Origin of the sequence: Shewanella yunxiaonensis, assembly GCF_018223345.1 — a bacterium.
GTDB lineage: Bacteria > Pseudomonadota > Gammaproteobacteria > Enterobacterales > Shewanellaceae > Shewanella > Shewanella yunxiaonensis.
Genome location: NZ_CP073587.1, coordinates 816,464 through 842,481, shown reverse-complemented (window position 1 = coordinate 842,481; position 26,018 = coordinate 816,464). Strand labels below are relative to the sequence as shown.

21 protein-coding genes and 2 tRNA genes are annotated in these 26,018 nt (G+C 49.1%); 7 read left to right on the top strand and 16 right to left on the bottom strand.

Annotated features, from left to right (window positions below; all coding sequences use genetic code 11):
- Positions 1-8: 8 nt before the first annotated feature.
- From nusA to rlmE, 10 genes are all read right to left on the bottom strand, one after another.
- A complete protein-coding gene (gene nusA / locus KDN34_RS04005) occupies positions 9-1,508 on the bottom strand; it encodes a transcription termination factor NusA (protein ID WP_212595638.1) in 1,500 nt (499 codons plus the stop codon).
- Positions 1,509-1,535: 27 nt separating this feature from the next.
- A complete protein-coding gene (gene rimP / locus KDN34_RS04000) occupies positions 1,536-1,991 on the bottom strand; it encodes a ribosome maturation factor RimP (protein WP_212595637.1) in 456 nt (151 codons plus the stop codon).
- Positions 1,992-2,163: 172 nt separating this feature from the next.
- Positions 2,164-2,240, bottom strand: a tRNA-Met gene (locus tag KDN34_RS03995).
- Between the two features lie 80 nt (positions 2,241-2,320).
- A tRNA-Leu gene (locus KDN34_RS03990) sits at positions 2,321-2,407 on the bottom strand.
- An 8-nt stretch (positions 2,408-2,415) separates the two neighbouring features.
- Positions 2,416-2,754, bottom strand: coding sequence for a preprotein translocase subunit SecG (gene secG, locus KDN34_RS03985; RefSeq protein ID WP_212595636.1), 339 nt, complete (start codon positions 2,752-2,754; stop codon positions 2,416-2,418).
- Between the two features lie 3 nt (positions 2,755-2,757).
- Entirely contained in the window at positions 2,758-3,540 is a 783-nt protein-coding gene (gene tpiA / locus KDN34_RS03980; protein ID WP_212595635.1) for a triose-phosphate isomerase, read from the bottom strand.
- Positions 3,541-3,716: 176 nt separating this feature from the next.
- The gene (gene glmM, locus KDN34_RS03975; protein ID WP_228730416.1) at positions 3,717-5,060 is read right to left on the bottom strand and encodes a phosphoglucosamine mutase; all 1,344 of its coding nucleotides are present in this window, start codon (positions 5,058-5,060) and stop codon (positions 3,717-3,719) included.
- Positions 5,061-5,116: 56 nt separating this feature from the next.
- Complete coding sequence (folP, locus tag KDN34_RS03970) at positions 5,117-5,950, bottom strand: dihydropteroate synthase (RefSeq protein ID WP_212595633.1); 834 nt, start codon at positions 5,948-5,950, stop codon at positions 5,117-5,119.
- 99 nt (positions 5,951-6,049) lie between these two features.
- Positions 6,050-7,990, bottom strand: coding sequence for an ATP-dependent zinc metalloprotease FtsH (ftsH, locus tag KDN34_RS03965; protein ID WP_212595632.1), 1,941 nt, complete (start codon positions 7,988-7,990; stop codon positions 6,050-6,052).
- Positions 7,991-8,031: 41 nt separating this feature from the next.
- A complete protein-coding gene (gene rlmE / locus KDN34_RS03960; RefSeq protein WP_212595631.1) occupies positions 8,032-8,661 on the bottom strand; it encodes a 23S rRNA (uridine(2552)-2'-O)-methyltransferase RlmE in 630 nt (209 codons plus the stop codon).
- A gap of 90 nt (positions 8,662-8,751) precedes the next feature.
- Between rlmE and yhbY the strand changes: the two genes are divergently transcribed.
- On the top strand, positions 8,752-9,051 hold the full coding sequence (gene yhbY / locus KDN34_RS03955; RefSeq protein WP_212595630.1) for a ribosome assembly RNA-binding protein YhbY: 300 nt from the start codon (positions 8,752-8,754) through the stop codon (positions 9,049-9,051).
- A gap of 197 nt (positions 9,052-9,248) precedes the next feature.
- On the opposite strand, the gene greA is transcribed toward yhbY, so the two are convergent.
- From greA to KDN34_RS03925, 6 genes are all read right to left on the bottom strand, one after another.
- Positions 9,249-9,725 carry a transcription elongation factor GreA gene (gene greA, locus KDN34_RS03950; RefSeq protein ID WP_212595629.1) on the bottom strand — a complete coding sequence of 159 codons (477 nt, stop codon included), beginning with the start codon at positions 9,723-9,725 and terminating at the stop codon, positions 9,249-9,251.
- 453 nt (positions 9,726-10,178) lie between these two features.
- On the bottom strand, positions 10,179-13,403 hold the full coding sequence (carB, locus tag KDN34_RS03945; protein WP_212595628.1) for a carbamoyl-phosphate synthase large subunit: 3,225 nt from the start codon (positions 13,401-13,403) through the stop codon (positions 10,179-10,181).
- Positions 13,404-13,424: 21 nt separating this feature from the next.
- Positions 13,425-14,597 carry a glutamine-hydrolyzing carbamoyl-phosphate synthase small subunit gene (gene carA, locus KDN34_RS03940; RefSeq protein WP_212595627.1) on the bottom strand — a complete coding sequence of 391 codons (1,173 nt, stop codon included), beginning with the start codon at positions 14,595-14,597 and terminating at the stop codon, positions 13,425-13,427.
- A 155-nt stretch (positions 14,598-14,752) separates the two neighbouring features.
- Positions 14,753-15,571: a 4-hydroxy-tetrahydrodipicolinate reductase gene (gene dapB, locus KDN34_RS03935; protein WP_212595626.1), complete on the bottom strand. Its 819-nt coding sequence runs from the start codon at positions 15,569-15,571 to the stop codon at positions 14,753-14,755.
- Between the two features lie 56 nt (positions 15,572-15,627).
- Entirely contained in the window at positions 15,628-16,245 is a 618-nt protein-coding gene (locus KDN34_RS03930) for an FKBP-type peptidyl-prolyl cis-trans isomerase (protein ID WP_212595625.1), read from the bottom strand.
- Between the two features lie 144 nt (positions 16,246-16,389).
- Positions 16,390-17,301, bottom strand: coding sequence for a lactate/malate family dehydrogenase (locus tag KDN34_RS03925; protein WP_212595624.1), 912 nt, complete (start codon positions 17,299-17,301; stop codon positions 16,390-16,392).
- A gap of 307 nt (positions 17,302-17,608) precedes the next feature.
- On the opposite strand from KDN34_RS03925, the gene KDN34_RS03920 reads away from it, so the two are divergent.
- The 6 genes from KDN34_RS03920 (at position 17,609) to KDN34_RS03895 (ending at position 25,904) form a co-directional block, all read left to right on the top strand.
- Positions 17,609-17,809: a DUF1656 domain-containing protein gene (locus KDN34_RS03920; RefSeq protein WP_212595623.1), complete on the top strand. Its 201-nt coding sequence runs from the start codon at positions 17,609-17,611 to the stop codon at positions 17,807-17,809.
- A gap of 8 nt (positions 17,810-17,817) precedes the next feature.
- Positions 17,818-18,678 carry an efflux RND transporter periplasmic adaptor subunit gene (locus KDN34_RS03915; RefSeq protein ID WP_212595622.1) on the top strand — a complete coding sequence of 287 codons (861 nt, stop codon included), beginning with the start codon at positions 17,818-17,820 and terminating at the stop codon, positions 18,676-18,678.
- A 4-nt stretch (positions 18,679-18,682) separates the two neighbouring features.
- Positions 18,683-20,749, top strand: coding sequence for an FUSC family protein (locus KDN34_RS03910; protein WP_212595621.1), 2,067 nt, complete (start codon positions 18,683-18,685; stop codon positions 20,747-20,749).
- Positions 20,750-20,990: 241 nt separating this feature from the next.
- The gene (locus KDN34_RS03905) at positions 20,991-23,300 is read left to right on the top strand and encodes an FdhF/YdeP family oxidoreductase (RefSeq protein WP_212595620.1); all 2,310 of its coding nucleotides are present in this window, start codon (positions 20,991-20,993) and stop codon (positions 23,298-23,300) included.
- A 109-nt stretch (positions 23,301-23,409) separates the two neighbouring features.
- Positions 23,410-23,730, top strand: coding sequence for a YciI family protein (locus tag KDN34_RS03900; protein WP_212595619.1), 321 nt, complete (start codon positions 23,410-23,412; stop codon positions 23,728-23,730).
- 206 nt (positions 23,731-23,936) lie between these two features.
- On the top strand, positions 23,937-25,904 hold the full coding sequence (locus tag KDN34_RS03895; protein WP_212595618.1) for a M1 family metallopeptidase: 1,968 nt from the start codon (positions 23,937-23,939) through the stop codon (positions 25,902-25,904).
- The last annotated feature ends 114 nt before the right edge of the window (positions 25,905-26,018 follow it).

Sequence of the window (26,018 nt, the reverse complement as noted above, 5' to 3'; positions counted from 1 at the left end):
TGATCGACTTACTCTTCATCGCCAAACCAACAGATGTTGCGGGCCGCCATGATAAGCTCACCTGCTTTCTCTTCTGTCATTTGCTCAATTTCGATCAAATCATCTACGCCTTGTTCGGCTAAATCTTCAAGAGTCACAATGCCTTTGCTGGCAAGAATAAATGCGGTATGACGATCCATACCGGACAATTCCAGTAACTCTTCACTCGGTTGTGCGCCATCCAGAGCTTCCTCAGAAGCCAGCGCCCGGGTAGACAAAGCCGCTTTGGCGCGTTCTCTCAGCGCATTGACAATATCTTCATCAAACCCTTCAATGGATAACAATTCGGAAGTCGGTACATAGGCGACCTCTTCCAGCGTTGCAAATCCTTCATCAGCCAGTACTTGGGCAAAATCTTCGTCCACGTGTAACGCATTCATGAACAAGTGTGTCACCTTGGCACTTTCAGCCTGATGTTTAGCGTGCATCTCTGCAACAGTCATAACGTTGAGCTCCCAGCCGGTCAGCTGAGTGGCCAGACGCACGTTTTGACCGTTACGACCGATGGCTTGTGCCAGGCTATCTGCTTCAACAGCAATATCCATTGCATGTTTATCTTCATCAACAATGATGGAAGACACATCGGCGGGGGCCATAGCGTTGATAACAAATTGTGCTGGATTATCGTCCCACAGCACGATATCAATACGCTCACCACCTAATTCATTGGTCACGGCCTGCACACGAGCGCCACGCATCCCAACGCAAGCGCCGATAGGATCGATACGGCGGTCGTTAGATTTAACCGCAATCTTGGCACGTGAACCTGGGTCACGTGCGGCGCCCATCACTTCGATCATTTCGTCTGCAATTTCAGGAACTTCGACGCGGAAAAGCTCGATCAACATTTCCGGCTTAGAACGCGTCAAAAATAGCTGAGCACCTCGTGCCTCTGGACGCACGGCATACAGCAACGAACGCACACGATCGCCTGGACGGAAGGTTTCACGTGGGATCAAATCTTCTTTATACAATACGCCATCGGCATTGCTACCCAGATCGACAATCACGCTGTCGCGGTTGGATTTTTTCACCACGCCGGTCACTAGTTCGCCCTCTTTATCGAGGAACTGTTCCACCACCTGGGCACGTTCAGCTTCACGTACTTTCTGCACGATCACTTGTTTAGCCGTCTGGGTAGTGATGCGATCGAACTGCACTGATTCAATCTCATCTTCAACATAATCACCGGCTTGGATTTCCGGGTTTTCGAATTGCGCAGCTTCCAGCGTAATCTCGCGATACGGGTTTTCCAGCGCTTGACCTTGGTTGTCGATAACCAGCCAGCGACGGAAAGTCTCGTAATCACCTGTTTTGCGATCGATGGCTACACGCACATCAATATCGCCTTCATATTTCTTTTTAGTAGCAGTAGCCAGCGCAATTTCCAAGGCTTCGAAAATCTTCTCACGGGGTACGGCTTTTTCATTGGACACCGCTTCAGCGACCAGCAAAATATCTTTATTCATCGTCTTGCCTCGTTCACCTTGAATCCATCAAAACTTTGCAATTAAATTGCCCTTACGGATGTTATCCAAGGCAATCGTCAATTCACTACCGGACACGTCGAGGGCGATCATCTGTCCCTCTACCCGTAATACGGTACCTTTCAAATTGCGACTACCCGCTACCGGCATAGTCAGCTGAACTTTTACCTCTTCACCGGTATACATCTGGTACTGTTCAGCAGTGAACAGTGGCCGATCTAAGCCAGGGGAAGATACTTCCAGTGTATATTCTGAAGCAATGGGATCTTCAACATCCAATAACGAGCTTACCTGTCGACTGGCATTAGCACAGTCTTCAACATTAATGCCTTGCTCGCTGTCGATGAATAAGCGCAGTGTTGAATGTTTGCCAGCGTTGACAAATTCAATCCCCCACAACTGGTATCCCAGCGCTTCGATGGTCGGCTTTAACATCTCTTCGAGTTTTGACTCTAAAGTTGCCAAATTACACTCCTGAAAACAAAAAAAGGGCCATAGAGCCCCGATATCACACCACCTTTATAGGCAGCAAAATACTACATCCCAGATAACAAAAAACCCCGTTTACTACGAGGTTCTTCTTATTTTATTACCTGTAATTCAGTACTGATTTCTTGAAAAATTCAATACCGGGAACTGGTTGCGGGGGCCGGATTTGAACCGACGACCTTCGGGTTATGAGCCCGACGAGCTACCAGGCTGCTCCACCCCGCGTCAATTGCAGCAAGTTTACTGATTCGACCTTCAACTTGCAATAACTCAGGAATATTAATGTCTTTTCCTGGCTATATGAATGGTGCCGAGGGCGGGACTTGAACCCGCACGACCGTTAGGTCACAGCCACCTCAAGGCTGCGCGTCTACCAATTTCACCACCCCGGCGAATTCTATTAATCAGGAATTTTATTCTCTGATTTTGGCGCTTGATTTTCTGGTTGTGGTGCTTGCTGAGTTTGCTCAGTAGTACCAAGATTCTTCCAAGAATCTTCCTGTTTGCTGTGGTTAGCACTCATGTTGCCAATCACCAGACTCAGGATAAAGAAAATTATCGCCAATACTGCTGTAGATCGGGTCAGGAAATTGCCTGAACCAGAGGATCCAAACAGCGTTGCTGAAGCACCGGCACCAAAAGATGCGCCCATGTCAGCGCCTTTACCTTGCTGGATCAAGATTAAAAAGACCAATCCCAACGCTACCAACAAGTAAACAACTATCAGAACTTCATACATAACTTATGCGCTCATCGCTATGGTACATAAACTCAAAAATTCGGTAGAGTTTAAACTGGCACCACCTATTAGTCCACCATCCACATCTGGCTGTGCGAATAAATCCGCAGCATTTGTTGGTGTAACACTGCCACCATAGAGAATGCGGATGTTTTCTCCAATGAATGGAGAAACCTCGGAAAGTCGCTTACGAATAAACGCATGAACTTCTTGCGCCTGTTCTGGCGTTGCACTCTTCCCGGTACCTACGGCCCACAGTGGCTCATAGGCAATAATTGCGTTATCAAAAGCCATGGTGCCATTCTTTTCGATCACCACATCCAGCTCTTCAGCAATGACTTCAAAGGTTCGTCTTGCTTCACGGGCGGGTCCTGATTCACCCACACAGAGTATTGGTGTCAGGCCATGCTTTTGAGCAGCAGCAAATTTATCTGCAACGATGTTACTGGTTTCGCCGTACATCCTGCGACGCTCGGAATGCCCGATAATCACATAACGACAACCCACTTCACTTAACATCGCACCCGAGATTTCTCCGGTATAGGCACCAAAATCGTGCTGACTCAAATTTTGCGCACCCATGCGCACAATAGAGCCGTTAAGCGCGTCTTTATTGGCTTCCATTTGCTGCCTTACGCTTTCCAGGTAAACCGTCGGTGGACACAGTACAACTTCCACAGCGTCGTTATGTAGCTTAGCGGCGAACTTTTTGAATAGCTCTTGCGCTAACTGCGCGTTGCCATTCATTTTCCAGTTGCCGGCGACCATTGGGCGTCTGAGAGCCATCACCATCTCCTTTGAAAGCGGCGTGAATAATAGCGAACCACTTATGAAGTTACAATACCAGTCTGGGTAATTTTTGCGATTTGCCGTGTGTTCGACTAAATTTTATGCTCAAAGGCAGTAAATGCCTATTTTTAAAAAACTAACCCATTAATTTAATTATATTATTCTCTTATCAGTTAACTGACTGCGCTAGTGACTGACGCCGCTATTTGTTCAGCATAATGACGCACTAAGGCTTCATCATCGCCTTCAACCATCACCCGGATCAGCGGTTCGGTACCTGACTTTCGCAATAGCACACGGCCACGTTCACCCAGTGAACGTTCAACTTCTGCCACCGCAAATTTAACTTCGTCTGCTTGCAACGGATCTACCGCGCCTTCATAACGCACATTGACTAACACTTGTGGTAGCAGCGTAATTGGCGCTATCAGCTCCTCAAGTGTCATATCGCTGCGGCGCATTGCTGCGAGCACTTGAATACCGGCGACAATGCCATCACCTGTGGTGCCATGATCAAGGTTGACGATATGACCGGAATTTTCGCCGCCGATGCGCCAACCTTTGTCTAACAGCAGCTCCATCACATAACGGTCACCGACCTTAGAACGTAGGAATGGGATGTTCAGCGCTTTTAAGGCTAACTCCAGACCGAGATTGGACATCTGAGTGCCGACAACTCCGCCCTTAAGCACGCCGCGATTCAGCGCATCTTTGGCGAGGATATAAAGAATTTTATCGCCATCAATGACTTCGCCATGACGATTGACCATCATGATACGATCGCCATCACCATCTAGGGCAATGCCTAAATCTGCATTTTCTGCCAGCACGGTTTCACAGATTTTTGCCATCGAGGTGGCACCGACCTGGTCATTAATGTTGGTACCGTTTGGCTTGTCACCAATGACGACCACTTCAGCACCCAGTTCGCGAAATACATTTGGCGCAATATGGTAGGTTGCCCCGTGGGCACAATCGATGACTAATTTAAGACCTTCCAGTGTCTGATCAGCCGGAAAGTTCCCTTTACAGTACTCAATATAGCGTCCAGCGGCATCAGTAATACGAGAAACTTTTCCTAACTGAAGCGATTCGACACAATCTAATGGTTTTTCCAGCTCCGCTTCAATTTCCAGTTCAAGCTCGTCATCCAGCTTGGTGCCCTTAGAAGAAAAGAATTTGATGCCATTATCATAATAGGGATTGTGTGAAGCGCTGATCACCACGCCTGCCTCTGCACGAAAAGTACGTGTCAGATAAGCAACTGCTGGTGTGGGCATCGGCCCCATCAGCATTACGTTCAATCCAGCGGCGGATAACCCTGCCTCCAACGCCGATTCAAACATATAACCAGAGATACGAGTGTCTTTGCCAATCAACACTTTTTTAGTACCCGTACGAGACAGAACCCGTCCTGCGGCCCACCCCAGTTTTAATGCCAATTCCGGCGTCATTTTGCCGGAACCAACTTTGCCGCGGACACCATCGGTGCCAAAAAATTTTCTTGTAGAACTCACGTTTGTTGGCTCCATAACTCTGCCAAGGACAGAGCTATCTGTAATATTTATGATATTTAGTATGCCTTTCGCGTTGCCGCGAGTACCTTCAACACATCCAGCGTTTCCGGTACATCATGTACTCGAATAATATGGGCGCCATTAATCGCCGCCAGTAGTGCCCCACTCAGGCTACCCGCTAACCGTTCAGCAACCGGACGCCCCAAAAGATTGCCTATCATACTCTTGCGCGACAAACCGATCAGCAGTGGTAAATCAAATTTGGCGAAATCCTGCAGGTGAGCCAATAGCTGATAATTATGTTCTACCGTTTTGCCAAAACCAAATCCGGGGTCCAATAATAGTAGCTCTTTAGGTAAGCCAGCAGCTTCACAACTAGTGATACGTTCAATGAAGAAATCATCAACGTCTTTTAGCAGGTTTTCATAATGCGGGGCAGACTGCATCGTACGGGGTTGCCCTTGCATATGCATAATGCATACTGGCACTTGTAACTTAGCAGCGACTTCCATCGCCCCCGGTTCGGTAAGACTGCGGATATCGTTGATTAAATGTGCGCCTGCAGCGACAGATGCCTCCATCACCTCAGGTTTACTGGTGTCCACAGAAACCCAAACATCGGAGTTAGCGACGATATACTCCACCAACGGAACCACTCGGGCGAGCTCCTCAGCAACACTCACTTCCGCAGCGCCTGGTCGAGTAGACTCGCCGCCAATATCAATGAAGTGCGTCCCCGACGCTATCATTGCATCCGCATGACGACACGCGGCTTCGAATGCGCGAAATTGCCCACCATCAGAAAAAGAATCCGGAGTAACATTGAGTATGCCCATCACTTTGGGCTCATCTAAATTCAGGCGTTTTGTGCCCGACACCAATTCAAACACCCTGCCTCCTATGTGCGTATTCATTTAATACGCTGGCATTTCACATTCAGAAAACAGAAAACCCCTTCCGGGGTTTTCTAAAGCACGCAATCTTGTTGCTTAATGCGTTTCACCAGGTTTACTCAAATCTGCCTGAGAAGCATCATCTTTAGGTTCTTCCACGTGTGGCTTTTGACCATTGCTACCATCTGAAGAGCCCTTATCGTCCATGTTCCAATCAGCAGGTGCACGCACCTCACGACGAGCCATCAAATCTGCAATCTGGTTGGCATCAATCGTTTCGTACTTGATCAACGCATCCTTCATCGCATGCAGAATATCGAGGTTATCGTTCAACAACTGACGTGCTCGCTGATAATTACGCTCAATTAACGCTTTCACTTCAGCATCGATGATCGCCGCAGTCTCGTCAGACATGTGCTTTGCCTTAGCCATTGAGCGGCCGAGGAAAACTTCACCTTCTTCTTCTGCGTACAACAGGGGACCTAGCTTATCGGAGAAGCCCCATTGGGTCACCATGTTGCGGGCAATCGCTGTTGCCTGTTTGATGTCCTGAGAAGCACCTGTCGATACTTTTTCAGGGCCATAAATAATCTCTTCCGCCAAACGACCGCCATAAGCCACAGAGATTCGGCTTTCCAGCTTACGTCGGTTTTCACTGATTGAATCAGCTTCCGGCAGGAAGAATGTTACCCCCAAAGCACGACCACGAGGAATGATAGTGACTTTATGCACGGGGTCATGTTCCGGTACCAAGCAGCCGACAATGGCGTGGCCAGCTTCATGATAGGCGGTGGATTCTTTCTCCTGCTCTGACATCACCATAGAACGACGTTCAGCACCCATCATGATCTTATCTTTGGCGCGTTCAAACTCTTCCATGGTCACTACACGGCGGTTACCACGGGCAGCGAACAAAGCGGCTTCATTCACCAAGTTAGCCAAATCGGCACCAGAGAAACCTGGGGTACCACGGGCAATCACGCTGGCCTGCACATCATCTGCCACCGGGATTTTGCGCATGTGGACCTTAAGGATCTGCTCACGTCCGCGCACGTCGGGTAAACCCACCACGACCTGACGGTCAAAACGTCCGGGACGCAATAGTGCCGCATCCAGCACATCCGGGCGGTTAGTTGCGGCAATCACGATAACGCCTTCGTTACCTTCAAAGCCGTCCATTTCCACCAAGAGCTGGTTAAGGGTTTGTTCACGCTCGTCATGACCGCCACCCAAACCGGCACCACGTTGACGACCCACCGCATCAATTTCGTCAATGAAGATAATACAAGGCGCGGACTTTTTAGCTTGTTCAAACATGTCGCGGACACGAGAAGCACCGACACCGACAAACATTTCAACAAAATCTGAACCGGAAATCGTAAAGAAAGGCACTTTCGCTTCACCGGCAATTGCCTTTGCCAGCAAAGTTTTACCTGTTCCTGGCGGGCCGACCATCAATACCCCAGTAGGAATACGGCCACCCAGTTTCTGGAATTTGGTTGGATCACGCAGGTAATCCACCATTTCCTTCACTTCTTCTTTAGCTTCATCACAACCGGCCACATCGGCGAAGGTGGTTTTGATCTGATCTTCACTCATTAACTTGGCTTTGCTCTTACCAAAGGACATTGCGCCTTTGCCGCCACCGCCCTGCATCTGACGCATGAAGAAAATCCACACGCCGATTAGCAGCAACATTGGGAACCAAGAGATGAAGATTTGTGTCAGGAAACCCGATTCCTCAGCTTCCTGGCCTTTCATATTCACGCCTTTACGGTCCAGATCATTAATCAAATCCTGATCGTAAATGGGCATAACGGTGACAAATTTCTCACCGCCTTTGGTTACGCCCTCGATGGTGCGCTGATCGCTTTTAAATTCAACAGAAGCAACCTGCCCAGAACGAACATCATCCAGAAACGTGGAATATTCCATCTTCTGCGACGAGGAAGAAGACGGCGAGAATCCTTGGAATACGGACATCAGCACAACGGCAATGACCACCCAAAGGATCAGATTTTTAGCCATGTCACTCAATTATTAAACCTCTCAGTCTTGAGACTTACTCTTTCAGGTTACTACAACTTGTAGCCGGTAGCCACCAGATACACTTCGCGAGAACGTGCTCTGGAAGACTCTGGCTTACGGGTTCTGACTGTCGTAAAAGCTTGCTTAACGGCTTTCATAAACTCGTCAAAACCCTCCCCCTGAAATACTTTGACAGCAAAACTGCCACCGGGTGCCAATACCTGATGACACATATCGAATGCCAACTCCACCAGATACATGGCTCTTGGCTGATCCATCGCATCAGAACCGCTCATATTCGGTGCCATATCCGACAAAACAACATCAACCTTGTCGTCACCCACCATTTCTAACAAGGTCGCGAGTACCGATTCTTCACGAAAATCGCCCTGAAGGAAATCGACGCCCACGATTGGGTCCATCGGTAAAATATCACAAGCGACTAATTTTCCCTGTTCACCCACTAACTTAACCGCGACCTGAGACCAGCCACCAGGAGCAGCCCCCAAATCGACGACGGTCATGCCGGGCTTAATCAGCTGATCCTTCTGTTGCAACTCTTCAAGCTTAAAAGCTGCCCGCGAACGCAAACCGCGCTTCTGAGCCAACTTCACATAATGATCATCAAAGTGTTCTTGCATCCAGCGCGTTGAGCTGGCGCTACGTTTTTTCCCTACCATCAAACATCCGCAACAAATCAGAGTTACACGAAAGTGATATAAGGGTAGAATATCGGCTTTTCAACAGTAACTCAGCAAAAGTTGGTAAAAATGAACCTGACAACCAAACAGAAACAGTATCTGAAAGGGCTGGCCCACAGTCTGAAGCCAGTGGTACTGCTTGGTGCCAATGGCTTGACTGAAGGGGTACTGGCTGAAATTGATAACGCACTTGCCTACCATGAACTGATCAAAGTTAAGGTAGCAGCAGAAGATCGCGAACTGAAACATGCCATCGTTGATGCCATCACTCGCGAAACTCAGTCTGAAAAAGTGCAGGTTATCGGGCATGTACTGGTGTTATATCGCCAGTCTGAAGAGAAAAAAATCGCTTTGCCTAAAGCCAAATAACACCCTTCAACAAAAAGGCCACCTTAATGGGTGGTCTTTTTGTTTACCTTAGTCTCGGGCTATTTTGACAATACTCAATTAAGTCAGTCTTAATTCATCGTCTGCACGCCAACTGGAAAATCTTGTAAAAAAGTTATTTACTAGACCTGACATATGAAAAAGCCGCCATTAAGGCGGCTTTTTCAGTCACATAAAGCTTAGATATAATCTACGGACACAATTTCAACATCAGTACGACCACCAGGGGTTTGGATACCGACTTCATCACCCAAATTTTTGCCAATCAAACCTCTGGCAATCGGGGAGTTTACTGAAATCAGATTCTCTTTGATGTTCGCTTCATCATCACCAACGATGCGATAAGTCATTTCAGCATCAGTATCCAGATTCAGAATTGTTACCGTTGCGCCAAAAATAACCCGGCCATTATTAGGCATTTTGGTCACATCAATGATCTGCGCATTGGAAAGCTTACCTTCGATATCACGGATACGGGCTTCACAAATCCCTTGCTCTTCACGAGCAGCATGATATTCCGCATTTTCTTTCAAATCGCCCAGTTCACGGGCGGTGGCAATGGCTTCACTCAGCGCTGGACGTCTTTCAAATTTCAGCATTTCCAGCTCTTTACGTAACTGTTCCGCGCCAGTCAGCGTCATAGGAACCTTATTCATGTCTCTGTCGTCTCCTGTAAAACAAAAGCGACCTATGCTGGCCTTAAATGGGCCTGCACAGTCTCAATGGGGGTGAATCAGCGCACAGACGTCAGATACAGTCGGCGCCAAAGATGTTTTTGTCTGATAACCGCGGCGATTACCGGGTAGGTATCACTTCACCATGGCACAAGCTTACCTAAGCTATGGCAGCCTTGCCAGTGATGTAGACAAATTTTATGAGATGCAGCGTGGATAAACTTTGGTTTTTTAGCTGCAAGCCGTTCCTATTACTTGCTGAATTGTCTTATGTTAATTTTTGCCCGCCATTATTTCAGTGGCGCCACCACGTGTTAAATCCTTTTACTCCTACGTCTGAAAACTGCATCATCAAAAAATCAGCAATTTTTCAAACCATTGACAAAAAATAAGGCCGCCCAAAGGCGACCTTATTCATCATGTTAGCGTAACGACTTACTTAGTGACGCGTGCATGCAGTTCTTGCACAGAAGATACCTTATTGCGATCGTCCGCAGTGTTTGCCATACAAGTTGCAAAGGCAGCGTTCATGGTGGTGGTGTAATTCACTTTGTAACGCAACGCTCCACGACGCAGTTGCTTGGAGTCTTCAATGGCCTGACGACCTTCAGTGGTGTTCACAATGTAGGTGTACTCGCCGTTCTTCATCCGATCGAGGATGTGAGGACGACCTTCATGCACCTTGTTCACCAACCGAGGGTTGATACCCGCTTCGCCCAGCACCACCGCAGTACCGTGGGTCGCATCAATCTCATACCCTAGGTCAATCAGCTTGGCAGCCAAATCGGCAACCCGCTTCTTATCGCTATTACGTACTGACAACAAGGCGCGACCGGATTTCGGGATATCCTTGGAAGTGGTACCTAATTGGGCTTTGGCATAGGCCTCTGCAAAGGTATCACCCACGCCCATCACTTCACCGGTAGAGCGCATTTCTGGGCCAAGCAATGGGTCAACACCAGGGAATTTATTAAATGGCAGAACTACTTCTTTCACTGAGTAGTAGGGAGGGATCACTTCTTTCGTGAAGCCCTGCTCTTCCAGTGATTGACCAGCCATCACGCGAGCCGCGATCTTCGCTAATGGCACACCGGTAGCCTTGGATACAAACGGCACGGTACGAGCAGCACGCGGGTTAACTTCAATCATGAAGATGGTGTTTTTCTGCACGGCGAACTGCACGTTCATCAAACCAACCACACCTAATTCAAAGGCCAGTTTCCGCACCTGTTCACGCATCTCGTCCTGAATCGCGTGGCTGAGTGTGTAAGGCGGCAATGAACAACCTGAGTCACCTGAATGCACTCCGGCCTGTTCGATATGCTCCATGATGGCACCGACAACCACAGTCTTGCCATCACAAACAGCGTCGATATCGACTTCGATAGCGTCATCTAGGAAGTGATCCAGCAGCACTGGTGAAGCGTTGGACACTTTAACCGCTTCTTTGAAGTAACGGCGCAGATCCTGTTCTTCATAGACGATTTCCATCGCACGGCCACCCAGCACGTAAGATGGACGTACCACCAGCGGATAACCGATTTTCTCGGCCGCAAGTACAGCGCCTTCCACGGTGGTCACGGTATCGTTTTCAGGCTGTTTCATCTCCAGGCGACGGATAGCCTGCTGGAAACGTTCACGGTCTTCGGCACGGTCAATCGCATCTGGGCTGGTGCCGATAATCGGTACACCAGCTGCTTCCAGAGCACGAGCCAGCTTCAGCGGAGTCTGGCCGCCAAACTGTACAATTACCCCTTTGGGCTTCTCGATACGCGCGATTTCCAGTACGTCTTCCAGGGTTACCGGCTCAAAATACAGACGATCAGAAGTGTCGTAGTCAGTCGAAACGGTTTCCGGGTTACAGTTGACCATAATGGTTTCATAGCCATCAGCTTTCAGTGCCAGCGAGGCGTGCACACAGCAATAGTCAAATTCGATACCCTGACCGATACGGTTCGGACCACCACCCAATACCATGATCTTGTCACGATTGGACGGATTGGCTTCGCACTCTTCCTCATAAGTGGAGTACATGTAAGCCGTGTCAGTGGCAAATTCTGCCGCACAAGTATCGACACGTTTGTAAACCGGGAAGATTTCCAGACGGTAACGCAGCTTGCGCATTTCTGATTCACTGATCCCCAGCACATCAGCCAGACGGGCATCAGAGAACCCTTTGCGTTTCAGCTTGTAGAGGAAATCGGCATCCATACCGGCCAGACCGGTTGCAGCCACTTTAGCTTCCAGTTGTATCAGCTCTTCAATCTGCACCAGGAACCAAGGATCAATGTTGGTCAGCTTGTAGATTTCATCCATGCTCATGCCAGCACGGAAAGCATCAGCCACATACCAGATACGCTCTGCGCCAGGCTCTTTCAGCTCATGACGCATACGCTGCATGGCATCGGGATCTTGCCAGTCCACAATCGGATCAAAACCGTTTTTGCCCGTTTCCAGACCGCGCAGCGCTTTTTGCACAGACTCCTGGAAAGTGCGGCCAATCGCCATTACTTCACCGACAGATTTCATCTGGGTAGTCAGTCGGTCATTGGCACCGGCGAACTTTTCAAAGTTGAAGCGCGGTACTTTAGTCACAACGTAATCGATAGATGGTTCAAACGACGCTGGTGTGCGACCACCAGTGATGTCGTTCATCAACTCATCCAGAGTGAAACCTACCGCTAGCTTTGCTGCAACCTTGGCAATCGGGAAACCAGTCGCTTTAGAGGCCAGAGCGGATGAACGTGACACACGCGGATTCATCTCAATGATGACCATGCGACCATCTTTGGGATTGATACCAAACTGCACGTTGGAACCGCCAGTTTCCACGCCGATTTCACGCAGCACTGCCATCGAGGCATTACGCATCAGCTGATATTCTTTATCGGTCAGCGTTTGTGCCGGCGCCACCGTGATGGAGTCACCAGTGTGCACGCCCATGGCATCAAAGTTTTCAATAGAACAGACGATGATGCAGTTATCGTTGCGATCACGCACCACTTCCATTTCGTACTCTTTCCAACCGATAAGGCTTTCATCAATCAGCAGTTCATTGGTTGGAGACAGATCCAGACCACGGGTACAGATCTCTTCAAATTCTTCAACGTTATAGGCGATACCACCACCGGAACCACCCATGGTGAATGATGGACGGATAATGCAGGGGAAGCCCACTTGATCCAGCACCTTATAGGCGTCTTCCATGCTATGTGCGATACCTGCACGTGGACATTCCAGGCCGATTTTACGCATGGATTGATCGAAGCGAGCGCGGTCTTCTGCTTTATCAATGGCATCGGCTGTCGCGCCAATCATTTCCACATTGAATTCTTTCAGAACGCCTTTGGCTTCCAGTTCCAGAGCACAGTTCAGTGCAGTTTGGCCGCCCATGGTAGGCAGAATGGCATCAGGGCGTTCTTTAGCGATGATGTTGCGCACCACTTCCCAATGAATCGGTTCAATGTAAGTGGCATCAGCCATTTCCGGGTCAGTCATGATGGTGGCTGGGTTAGAGTTCACCAGAATGACACGGAAACCTTCTTCACGCAGGGCTTTACAAGCCTGGGCACCGGAATAGTCAAACTCACAGGCCTGACCGATAACGATGGGACCGGCACCTAGGATAAGAATACTTTTTATATCAGTACGTTTTGGCATTGCTTGAATCTTCTCCCGGAATTACTGCTTAGCTTGACGGTATTGCTCAATCAGTTCGATAAAATGATCGAACAGCGGTGCGCAATCGTGCGGACCAGGGCTGGCTTCTGGATGCCCCTGGAAGCTGAATGCAGGTTTGTCCGTCAGATGGATACCTTGCAGTGAACCATCGAACAGTGATTTATGCGTCACTTTGACATTCGCAGGCAGACTGGCTTCGTCAGCAGCAAAACCGTGGTTCTGACTGGTGATCATCACAGTACCTTTCTCGATATCTTTCACTGGATGGTTGGCACCGTGGTGACCAAACTTCATCTTCATGGTTTTGGCACCACTGGCCAGAGCCAATAACTGGTGGCCAAGACAGATACCAAAGACTGGGATATCGGTCTGCAGGAAGCTCTTAATTGCGCTGATGGCATAGTCACATGGTTCTGGGTCACCAGGACCGTTGGACAAGAAAATACCGTCAGGATTCATCGCCAACACTTCGCTCGCAGGCGTTTTGGCTGGCACCACAGTGACATCACAACCGCGGTCCACCAGCATTCGCAGAATGTTGCGCTTAACGCCGAAGTCATAGGCGACAACTTTAAATTTGAATTCATCCGCAGCTTTGTCTTGCGGTAAACCACCTTCCAGTGACCAGGTTCCCTGACGCCACTGATAAGCACGGTCAGTCGTTACTTCTTTAGCGAGATCCATTCCCTTCAAGCCAGGGAAAGCTTTAGCGGCTGCCAATGCCTTATCAGCATCAACATCGCCCGCCATGATACAGCCAGACTGAGCGCCTTTTTCACGCAGGATACGAGTCAGTTTACGGGTATCGATATCCGCAATACCTACTACATTGTTAGTGGTTAGGTAATCACTGAGTGACTGCTGTGAACGGAAATTACTTGCCAGGAGTGGTAAATCACGAATGATCAAGCCACAGGCATGAATCGCACTAGATTCAGTATCTTCGGTATTAGTACCGGTGTTACCGATGTGCGGGTAGGTTAAGGTTACTATCTGACGGGAATAGGAGGGATCGGTAAGAATCTCTTGATATCCCGTCATTGAAGTGTTAAAAACCACTTCTCCGACTGCTATTCCATCGGCACCAATCGCTGTGCCAGTAAAGACGGTTCCATCTTCGAGTACGAGTAAGGCAGACTTAGTCAACGCGACCTCCGTAATGAGCCAAGCCATTAAAAATTATATATTTTTAGTAATTTAAACCGGTAACTTCCGTTGCTTTACGAAATTTTGGCAAATTCCAAATATTTTATAGGTCATATCGACCTTCGTCTATAGTTTCAACGGTAATCACCGAAAAAAAACCGCCAACGGCGGTTTTTTCAAAACTATAACGGTTTCAGTCCTAACACTTGCTGCATATCATACAAACCAGCGCTTTGTTCAGGTAACCACAGTGCGGCTCGCATGGCACCATTGGCAAATGTCATACGACTCGACGCCTTATGAGTGATCTCCAACCTTTCACCAATATCGGCAAACATGGCAGTGTGTTCACCCACTAAATCCCCTGCACGAATAGTGGCAAAGCCAATAGTTTGCCGATCCCGTTCGCCAGTGATCCCTTCACGACCATAGACGGCCACTTTTTCCAGATCCCGACCGAGGGTCTCCGCTATCACTTCGCCCATTTTCAACGCGGTACCGGATGGCGCATCTTTCTTAAACCGATGATGACCTTCAATGATCTCGATGTCGGTGTAATCACCCATCACCTTGGCAGTGATTTCCAGCAACTTCCACATCAGGTTCACGCCAACGGACATATTAGGTGCAAACACCACCGGCAATTGTTCAGCGAATGCTTCCAACTGCGCTTTCTGCGCAGAATTAAAGCCAGTTGTGCCGATAACTATCGGCTTTTCATGGCGCACACACCAGTCGATATTAGCCAAGGTGCCTTCTGGACTGGTAAAGTCTATCAGCACGTCAAAACTGTCGGCAACGCTATCCAGATTGTCCGTGACAAGCACATCCAGTTTTCCCACAGCGGCTAATTCACCAGCATCAACACCAACCAGACTGGACCCAGCACGCTCAATTGCGGCACCCAGCGTGATCATCGGTTGCTGAGAGGCGGCCTCGATAAGGGTACGGCCCATGCGTCCACCACTCCCGGCAATGGCAACTCTGACGCTTGTACTCATATTCCCTCCTAACTGCACACAAAAAAATCGCCTGGGCGGACCCAAGCGATTAACAATTACAAAATATCGAGTAACTCGACTTCGAACACCAAGGTCGAGTACGGCGGAATCGCAGCTCCCGCGCCACGCTCCCCATATGCCAGATGATGAGGCACATACAATTTATATTTGGAACCGACAGGCATCAGCTGTAATGCCTCAGTCCAGCCAGCAATCACACCAGACACTGGAAACTCTGCAGGCTGACCACGAGTCACTGAACTGTCAAACACCTTACCGTCAGTGAAAGTACCGTGGTAGTGAGTACGAACGGTAGAATCATAGGTAGGTTTGGCACCAGTACCTTCAGTGATCACTTCATATTGCAGACCTGAATCTGTCACTACTACGCCTTCACGTTTGGCGTTTTCAGCAAGGAAAGCCTGTCCTTCAGCTGAAGCGGCTTCGGCAGCCTCTTCATGAGCGCGTTTGATGCGAGTGCTGATTTCGGTAAAGGCATTCTGCAGTTCCTGCATGCTAACAGCGCTTTCCACGCCAGCAAATGCATCAGCCAAACCCGCTTGTACGGCTGGAATATCCAGACCGTCAAAAGAGTTAGCAGCCAATTGTTCCCCTAACTGGCGGCCCACACCGTAGCTTGCTTGTTGTTCAACTGTAGTGAACTTTTCAGACATAATCGGATTACTCTCGGTTTATCGTTGAATTCAGCCGCGCAGTGTACCACATCCGAACCATTAATGGTGCAGTAATTTAATCCAAAACTCTGTTCTGAAGTGTAGCCATTCCGTGTCCGGAATGGCAGTAATGACCCTGCTAAATCAGCAGATTTTCTGGAATGCAGTCGCAATCACTGTTGCAGATGCGGCATATTTTTCAGCTTCCGCCGCGGGAAGCGGAATAGGAATAGTCCGGATCACACCGCAGCGGCCAATGAGTGCTGGTTGACCGATATGAACCCCAAAACGCTGATCGATGGCTGAAACCGCATATACTCGGTGCGCATCGCTGAACACCGCATCCACTAATTTTGCCGCTGCAGTAGCAATACCAAAGCTGGTCCAGCCTTTACCCGACAATACATCCCAGCCACCGCGGCGAATGTCGGCTTCCATTTGCGCACAATCTGCGGTCTCAGCCTGCGGCCATTGGCTGAACGATAGTCCGCCAACACGTACGCTACTCCAGGCAACAAATTGCGATTCACCATGTTCGCCCAGTACATAACCATCCACACTAGCTGGGTCGACATCCAGCAGCTTACCCACTACCCGCTTCATACGGGCACTATCCAGCGAGGTGCCAGTACCGAAGACTCGCCCTTCAGGCAGTGCTAACCGACGTGCCAGACTCATGGTAATCACATCACAAGGATTAGTGATGTTGATCAGTACCCCGTCAAACCCCGCAGCTTGTAATTTTGGCGCCCAGGTAGCTACCGATGCAGAGGTTTCAGCCAACTCACGCAGACGATTTGAGGTTTCAGTTTTGCTTGGGCCAACAGCCATGATCACAATATCGGCACAGCTCAGTTGCTGTTCATCGTTATGATCAATGTGGACTCTGGAGCCAATATGCGCGGCCATATCCTGTAGTTCTAACTGCTCACTTGCGGCTTTAGCATCCTTGATATCGAACAGACTTAGATGGTCCACTAGATTCTGGGTGACCAGACTAAAAGCCACATCGGCTCCTACATGACCACAGCCAATAATGGCAACATGACGATTCACGGTTACAGCTCCCTTAAATGATAATAGATTGATCAACAGTTCAAGCTCTCACCTCAACAACATGCAAGAGCAAAATAATAACCTTCGATTATATAAAGGAAATCTACGCTTTTTTGAGAGCAGTGTATGTAAAATTTGCCATTTTTTGCGGTTGTCTTTCTGAATCACATTCGTGAGCTGACGCTATATTTATGTTAACCTCGCCTCACCGCATATCGCGGAAGGATAGCTCCCATATTGGGACTATTTCCTGTTATCTCTTATGCTTACCTTCATTACCAACTTTTTACTGGTTTGAGCTATCGTCATGCTTGAAGAATTAGCGCTCGGAGGACTGCTTTTCAGTCCTTTGGTGGTCTTTACACCGCTGGCTTTTGTGATGTCATTTGTCACCCGCCAGATACTGCATGTATCCGGGCTGTATCAGAAAATCTGGAAAGTCGCCTGGTTTGAAGTGGCTTTATATATCTGTTATTTGGCCCTGGTTGTATATCTGTTCGGGAGATGAAAGCTGTTATGGGAAAATTACTGCGCATCACTATCACGTTGGCCGTTGTGGTTGCGGCGATCATCGCCGGTCGCTGGGTGTGGGATCATTACCTGTATTCACCATGGACCCGTGATGGGCGTGTCCGCGCCAATATCGTCACGATTGCGCCAGACGTTTCAGGCTGGGTAAAACAGCTTGATGTTCAGGATAATCAAAACGTCCATCAGGGCGATATGTTGTTTGCGGTGGACGATACCCGCTACCAGGCAGCCTTGGCAGAGCTGCAGGCACAACTTGAAAGTAAAAAATACGCCTGGGATCTGGCAACACATAAATATGAGCGCCGCAAGCAGCTCACTGGACGCGAACTTATCAGTGAAGAGGATCTGGAAACCGCGCGGATCAACACTGAACAGGCAAAAGCCGATTACGATTTAGTGCAGGCTGAACTCAATACTGCGCGGATCAATCTGCAGCGTACGGCCGTTAAAGCCCCAGAAGATGGCACAATCATCAATCTCACCTTGAGACAGGGAAACTACGTAAAGCAGGGAACTGCGGTACTCTCTCTGGTACAGAGTAACTCTTTCTATGTTACCGGATACTTCGAAGAGACTAAGCTGCCGCTAATACATGTGGGTCAAAAAGCCAAAATCAGCTTGATGAGTGGTGGTCATCCCTTAACCGGCACCGTCACCAGCATCGGCAAAGCGATTGCGGATACCAATGTCAGCAGCAACGGCCAGCTACTGCCGGAAATCCAGCAAACCTTTAACTGGGTACGACTGGCACAGCGCATTCCCGTAGATATTAAATTGGATACCCTTCCTGATAATGTAAGTCTCAGTGCCGGTATGACCGTATCGATTTTCCTGCAGGATAAATAACCTCATGACCCTCTCGCCGGTACAGTCGGTATTTCTCACTCCCGACAAACGCACGCTGATCTTCGCCATCAAAGGCATTATCTCGATGACATTAGCGTTGTATGCGGCGATGTACCTGAATCTGGATCGGCCCTACTGGGCGCTTATCTCAGCGGTGTTTTTGCAGATCCGTCCCGAAGCTGGGCTGGTGATTGAAAAAGGGCTGATGCAGATTATCGGCACCCTAATTGGTGGAGCGGTCGGCATTGCGATTCTGCAAGCCTTTGCGGGTTATCCTGAACTGGCAATATTGTCACTGGCACTGTGGCTGGGGATTAACGCCGGCTTCTCGGCGATGGTCAGATCAATCAACTTTATCTATGCCTTTGCCATGGCCGGTATCACACCATGTTTGGTGGTACTACTGGTAATGGTATCGCCGGCTACCGCAACATCTGATGCTATTTTCCAAGTGGCTCAATCGCGCGTCAGCGAGATTATCCTGGGGGCAATCTGCGCGATGTTAGTCAGCTTGCTGCTGTGGCCACAAACCGTCGCCAGTGGACTACGACAACAAGCAAGAATAGTCATTAACCAAACCCTGGATTATCTGGCACAAGAGTTGGCGCCTGAAGGTTCGCATGAGCAACGTCACCAGTTTATTGACAATATTCTTGAGCAACTCGCCGCCTTTAATGATGACTCAAGCGCTGTGGTATACGAAGGTCCAGAAGGCCCGGGACGCGGCCGTGCGGCCAATATGATGTGCAATAAGGTGTTGTCGCTGTTGGCAGTTGTGCAAATTTTCGGGCGTTTGCAACGTAATCATCCGGAGCAACTATCCCCAGCTTTACACACTATGCTGCAAGAACTGCGGCACAGTTTTGCCCAAATGTCAGCCTCCCGCGATTATGACGAAGCGTATCAGCTTGCACAGCAACAACGCCGTAAATTGATTCACCTGCGTAACCAACTACCGTGCGGTCAGCCATTACAAAACCGATTACTGAAAGTCGCTAGTGAGCTCATTTCAGATTTAGTGATGGTGCTGAAAGCCTATGATGCGCTAGAGAACAGCACGACACAGATGTCAAATGCACTGGCCTTACGTCCGCATCGAGATCCATTGGTTGGCTTAACAACCGGATTTCGTACAGCAGTACTATTCCTGATCGGAGCGGGCATTTGGATCGGTACAGCCGCCAGTTCTGCGTTAATGCTGATGATCCTTCCGGTCATATTTTCGATGATGATGGCGCGACTGCCATTGACGTTACTGATGGTCGTGTTACGCCGACTGTTAGTGGGCGTGGCGATCTCTACGCCATTAGCCATCTTTTTCGCACTGAATTTATTAGCTCAAAGCTCAGGCGATTTCGAGATTCTGATCCTGGTGATGGCCGGACCGTTTTTTATTGGATTGATGGCATTAGCCAATCGCCCAACATTACCCTATGGTTTGGGCTTATGTATTCCGTTTGTGATCCTGGTACGCCCTGCAAACGATATGAGTTATGCCTTTTCCATCGGTTATACCTTAAGCAACGCCTTCGCTATTGCGGTCGGTGTGACTATCTTGTACTGGCTGTTTAAGTTGATCACCGGGCCCGGCATTCCGCTGATGCAACGCCGTTTAATTCAGGCAACGGCAGACGATTTACTCGAGATTTCTGAACATGTAGAGCAGGAAGATTGGTTTAACGCCCGTATGGGAGATCGCTTGTTGCGGCTTGCCAACTATGACAAAGCAGCAGCGGATAATGCCAGGGAAATGACCGATTTAGGACTTACTGGCTTAAATCTTGGCCACATATCGGTGAGACTTAGAAGACTACTGCAAAGTGTCAGCGACCAACGGCTGGAGCCGCTGTTGGATAATTGGCAGCAAGCGCTGGCGCAAGCTTTCCTCGCCAGCAGCAAAGGCCAGCAATATCCCGCTTTTAAAACATCGAGTACCGCGCTGCTAGAAGCGATCCATGAGGATCAGTTATCACCGGAACAGCTGGAGATGATCGAAGGGATGTTTACCCGGGTATCGCTGACCTTTGAACGCACAGCCAATACTATGGCGCAAAAAATCGTAAATGCTTAACTGAATTAACCGCCATATAACCGCACGGCGGTTATATGTAATAGCCGCTCACCAAGCGTAAACATTTCGATAACATTATGTTTAGTATGGATTTTTCATATCTAAATTACTTGCCAGTCCTTTTTTTCAGCGCTAGATTAGCCTCAATAACGTGATTAATATCACAATTTTTTTCGACCCGATGACTGAGTTTGAGATCGGGCCACGACTGCAGTGCCCGACACTGCGAGATGAGGCGATAATGAGTTACAAAGAATATTCGGGCTCTGCCGGTGGTTGGGGGGCGTTGAAAGCCACCACGGAACACCTGCTGAAAAGTGAAAACGTAGCCAAGAATCTGATGAATCTATTACGGACGAATCAGGATCATGGGTTTGATTGTCCAGGCTGTGCCTGGGGTGAAAAAGGAGTGCCCGGTCACTTCCGCTTTTGTGAAAATGGTGCCAAAGCCGTCAACTGGGAAGCCACTTCTAAGCGCGTTGATAGCAAATTTTTTGCAGAACACAGCGTCAGTTGGCTCAATAAACAAAGTGATTATTGGCTGGAATTTCAGGGGCGACTGAGTGAGCCAGTATGTTACAACGCAGCGACAGATCATTATGAGGCGATCAGCTGGGACGACGCTTTTGCATTTATTGCGCAACATCTGAATGCCCTGGATAATCCGGATCAGGCAGAATTTTACACCTCTGGCCGCGCCAGTAATGAGGCTGCCTTCCTGTATCAACTATTTGCCCGCCGCTATGGCACTAATAATTTTCCAGATTGCTCCAATATGTGCCATGAGGCCACCAGTGTCGGACTCGCAGAAGCCATAGGTGTTGGCAAAGGCACTACCCGCATTGAAGATTTTGAAAAGGCCGATGCGATCTTTCTGTTTGGGCAAAATCCCGGCACCAACCATCCACGAATGCTGGAAACGCTCGCAAGTGCCTATAAACGTGGCGCTCGTATTGTTGCTTTTAACAATTTGAAGGAACGTGGTCTGGAGCGGTTTACTAACCCGCAGGACCCGCTGGAGATGCTTAGCAACGGCTATACCCCCACCACCAGTGATTATTTTATTCCTAAACTGGGTGGCGATATGGCGGCTGTGCGCGGCATGGTTAAGGTTTTGCTAGCCCGTCATCGAGACGCGGTGGCTAGCGGTAATACTGTGTTTGATCTGCCTTTTATTGAACAACATACGCAAGGGATTGATGCTTATCTGGCGCAGGTAGATGCCACTTCCTGGCAGCAGATTGAACAACAATCCGGTCTCAGCCAACAGCAGATCACTCAGGCGGCCGATATTTATCAGGCGGCCGACAGCGTGATCGTCACCTGGGCCATGGGCGTGACCCAACACAAACATTCTGTACAAACCATTCAGGAACTGGTGAATCTGCAATTACTGTTTGGTCAGGTAGGAAAAGAAGGCGCGGGATTATGTCCGGTACGGGGTCACTCCAATGTTCAGGGAGACAGAACAGTTGGCATTAATGAGAAACCTACCGCGGCGTTTCTCGACAAAATGGAACAGGTTTTTGGCTTTGCGCCACCACGGAAGCCGGGGCATGGTGTGGTCGCCGCACTGGAAGCGCTGCGCCGCGGTGACAGCAAAGTATTTATTGGTCTTGGTGGCAATCTGGTAGCGGCAGCGCCCGATACCAGCAGAGTGGCTAGCGCCATGCGAGGTGCAGCGCTCACCGTGAATATTGCTACCAAGCTTAACCGAACCCACGTCAATCCGGGGCAAAACGCACTCATTCTCCCCTGTCTAGGTCGGACTGATATCGATCTGCAAGCGGCCGGCCCACAGCAAATTACCGTGGAAGACTCGTTTTCGATGGTGCACGGTTCTGCTGGAAAAGTGGATATGCGAGATGAAGATATCCGTTCCGAAATCGCGATTGTGGCTGGCATAGCGAAAGCAACCTTGGGAGAACACACCCCGGTAGACTGGCAAGCACTGACAGATAACTATGATCGCATCCGCGATCTGATTGAACAGGTGATCCCCGGATTCAGTCAATTTAATCAGCGGCTGAATGCGCCGGGGGGATTTTATCTGGGCAATTCCGCCCGTGAACGCCAGTGGCACACCGTATCCGGTAAAGCCCAGATGTTAAGTTATCCCTTGCCAGACGCCATAGTGCCTCTGCCCAAGGCCAAGACTAACGGCCAGCAAATATTCCTGCTGCAAACCATGCGCTCACACGATCAGTACAACACGACTATCTATGGTTACGATGACCGCTACCGCAGTGTTTTCGGCGAACGCAATGTGGTGTTTGTCAATCCGCAAGACATGCAGCAGTTAGGACTAAACACTGGCGATTTGGTGGATATCACCAGTCTCTGGCACGATGATATTGCGCGGCATATTTATGCCTTTAAAGTTGTCCCCCATGAAATCGCCCGAGGTAATCTGGCAGCCTATTTCCCAGAAGCCAACGCCTTGATCCCACTGGATAGTTTTGGTGATCGCAGTGAAACTCCGACCTCAAAATCGGTGGCAGTAGTGATCCAAAAGAGCTGCCACGCACCATTATTGGTAAGTACTGACTAACTGGGTGCTGCACCGTACCTGAATAACGCCTCCACAACGGGGGCGTTATTGTTTACGCCGCGAATCGGCAGTACTGTAACAAGCATCATTAACAAATCAGGAAGGTACTATGACGTGTTTTCTGGCGTTATTTTCAGATAAGAAAGCGGAAAGCCTGACCACTGAGTTATTACAGGCGCATGTAAACCATCTACAATCTCTTAGCAACAGGGGCGTATTGCGTTGCTGTGGGCCATTTGCCAACAATCAGGGTGCCATGCAATTACTGGAATGCAGTGACAGGCAAACCGCAGAGCAGCTCATTAAAGCCGATCCTTTCATTGCAGCAGGCTACTACAAGCAATTTCAATTGCAGGAAGTGATTGAAGCCAATGCAGCGAATGAATGGCTGCTGCAAGACCCGCAAACACGCCAAAATCTTATCCAATAAATAACCCAAACTACCGCCGTTATGCCTGATAACAGTACTGAATAAGTTTTGTAACAATTCCCTGTGTAAAGATTACCGGGCAACGTCATTAAGACTCTCGTCTAGTGCCGCGTCAGTTGTTATGTTATGAGGTCTGTTAGCTTCAACTGAATCACCTCCGCTGTCAGTTGAGTTTGTCTGCTGAAAACAACAATAAAGGAACCGTTATGCTTAATTGGCTCAGGGCAACCGCCGTATTTATGGCGGGCTGTTCGACGTTGGCCGTTGCCGCGCCAGATGCCCAGAACTCTTCTACCTATAACCCTCAAACCCTGTTTGCTCCACTGTCCATGCCAAGTCCGGCGACCGCTATTCGCAGTGGTGCAGGAAAGCCTGGGGCCATGTTCTGGCAAAACCGGGTCGACTATAAACTTCATGCCACTATCGATACTGACCATGACACTATCCATGGTACAGAAGTTATTACCTACACCAACAACAGTCCTGATGCACTGCCAGAACTCTGGATACAGCTGGATCAGAACATGTACCGTAAAGACAGCCGTTCTACCATGGCAACCGAGTGGCGTCGCGGCAGTTTCACTGATGGTTATCAGCTCGATAAAGTTACCGTGCGCCTTGATGGCGAAAGCTACGACGCTAAATTTCTGGTCGATGACACCCGTATGCGAGTCGACTTGAGTGAACCCCTCGCAGCCAAGGGGGGCAAATTGCAACTGGAGATCAACTACAGCTATCAAATGCCCGGTACCTGGGGCGGCCGCACGGCAGTGACCCCTTCAGAAAAAGGTAAAATTTTTGAAGTGGCACAGTGGTTCCCGCGGATGGCGGTCTATGACGATCTTCATGGCTGGAACAACAACCCTTATATCGGCTCTGAATTTTATCTGGAATACGGCACCATTGATTACACCGTAACCGTACCGTGGAATTACTGGGTGGTAGGTTCCGGTAAGCTCATCAACCCGAAAGATGTGCTGACAAAGACCGAGCAACAACGCCTAAAACAAGCCGAAGCAAGCGATAAAACGGTTTATATCCGTCGCGCAGATGAAGTGGAAAGTGCCGACAGCCGTCCAGTTAATCATGGCAATCTTGACTGGCATTTCCGGATGGAACATACCCGTGACGTGGCATTTGCCGCATCGCCTGCGTTTGTCATCGATGCTGCCCGTATCAATCTGCCGAACGGTAAGACCTCATTAGCCATGTCTGCCTACCCACCTGAAGCCGCTGGCGCAAAAAAATGGGACCGTTCGACTGAGTATGTCAAAGGCGTGATTGAGCACTTTTCTCAGTGGTATCCTTATCCTTGGCCGGTAGCTGTCAATCTGGGCGGTCACGGTGCAGGCATGGAATATCCTGGCATTGTGTTTGATGGTATGCGTGATCATGATGAATTCCTGTTTTGGATCACTGCCCATGAAATCGGGCATAGCTGGTTCCCGATGATTGTGGGTTCAAATGAACGTCGCTATGCCTTTATGGATGAAGGTTTTAACACCTTTATCGACGTTTACGCTTCCGACGCGTTTAATCACGGAGAATTTGCGCCAAAACGTGACGGTGAATATGCACCCAAAGGTGGCAATCCCGTGGATGAAATTCTGCCGGTGCTGGCAGATCCTGAAGCACCGACACTGATGGCACCGGCTGAAGCCACTGCCGAGAAATACCGTCATCCGGTTCCCTACTTTAAAGGGGCTTTGGGACTGGTGCTGTTGCGTGAACAGATCCTCGGCCCGGAACGCTTTGACCCGGCATTCAAACAGTACATTGCCACTTGGGCTTACAAACACCCATCCCCTTCAGATTTCTTCCGCTTTATGGAAAGTGCTGCAGGAGAAGATTTGTCCTGGTGGTGGCGCGGTTGGTATCTCAACAACTGGCAATTAGATATGGGGATCACTGCGGTCAAAGCCGTTGATGACAAGAAAGGCAAGGGCACTGCGGTGAGCTTTATCAGCAACCAGAAACTGGTAATGCCAGCCACCTTACGTCTGCAATACACCGATGGCACCAGTGAGAACTTCCGGATCCCCGTTGAAAGCTGGATGCGCTCCGGTACGCCAACCGTGGTGTTACCGGTAACCAAAGCAGTGAAAAACGCTACTTTAGATCCGGATCATAAGTTGCCGGATGCTGATCGCAGCAATAACAGCCTCACGCTGTAAAACTAACAAGACAAGAGGTGCCAACGGCACCTCTTTTTATTGATATAATTCCGTTGCAAATTGTTGTATATCAACCACATGATGATGAATGGCAGCTTCACCACTCGCCTAAAT

Excerpts from the sequence above, each read along its gene's own strand:
- nusA (WP_212595638.1), bottom strand. The coding sequence starts at position 1,508 with ATGAATAAAGATATTTTGCTGGTCGCTGAAGCGGTGTCCAATGAAAAA.
- secG (WP_212595636.1), bottom strand. The coding sequence starts at position 2,754 with ATGTATGAAGTTCTGATAGTTGTTTACTTGTTGGTAGCGTTGGGATTG.
- tpiA (WP_212595635.1), bottom strand. The coding sequence starts at position 3,540 with ATGGCTCTCAGACGCCCAATGGTCGCCGGCAACTGGAAAATGAATGGC.
- rlmE (WP_212595631.1), bottom strand. The coding sequence starts at position 8,661 with ATGGTAGGGAAAAAACGTAGCGCCAGCTCAACGCGCTGGATGCAAGAA.
- yhbY (WP_212595630.1), top strand. The coding sequence starts at position 8,752 with ATGAACCTGACAACCAAACAGAAACAGTATCTGAAAGGGCTGGCCCAC.
- greA (WP_212595629.1), bottom strand. The coding sequence starts at position 9,725 with ATGAATAAGGTTCCTATGACGCTGACTGGCGCGGAACAGTTACGTAAA.
- carB (WP_212595628.1), bottom strand. The coding sequence starts at position 13,403 with ATGCCAAAACGTACTGATATAAAAAGTATTCTTATCCTAGGTGCCGGT.
- carA (WP_212595627.1), bottom strand. The coding sequence starts at position 14,597 with ATGGCTTGGCTCATTACGGAGGTCGCGTTGACTAAGTCTGCCTTACTC.
- dapB (WP_212595626.1), bottom strand. The coding sequence starts at position 15,571 with ATGAGTACAAGCGTCAGAGTTGCCATTGCCGGGAGTGGTGGACGCATG.
- KDN34_RS03930 (WP_212595625.1), bottom strand. The coding sequence starts at position 16,245 with ATGTCTGAAAAGTTCACTACAGTTGAACAACAAGCAAGCTACGGTGTG.
- KDN34_RS03920 (WP_212595623.1), top strand. The coding sequence starts at position 17,609 with ATGCTTGAAGAATTAGCGCTCGGAGGACTGCTTTTCAGTCCTTTGGTG.
- KDN34_RS03915 (WP_212595622.1), top strand. The coding sequence starts at position 17,818 with ATGGGAAAATTACTGCGCATCACTATCACGTTGGCCGTTGTGGTTGCG.
- KDN34_RS03910 (WP_212595621.1), top strand. The coding sequence starts at position 18,683 with ATGACCCTCTCGCCGGTACAGTCGGTATTTCTCACTCCCGACAAACGC.
- KDN34_RS03905 (WP_212595620.1), top strand. The coding sequence starts at position 20,991 with ATGAGTTACAAAGAATATTCGGGCTCTGCCGGTGGTTGGGGGGCGTTG.
- KDN34_RS03900 (WP_212595619.1), top strand. The coding sequence starts at position 23,410 with ATGACGTGTTTTCTGGCGTTATTTTCAGATAAGAAAGCGGAAAGCCTG.
- KDN34_RS03895 (WP_212595618.1), top strand. The coding sequence starts at position 23,937 with ATGCTTAATTGGCTCAGGGCAACCGCCGTATTTATGGCGGGCTGTTCG.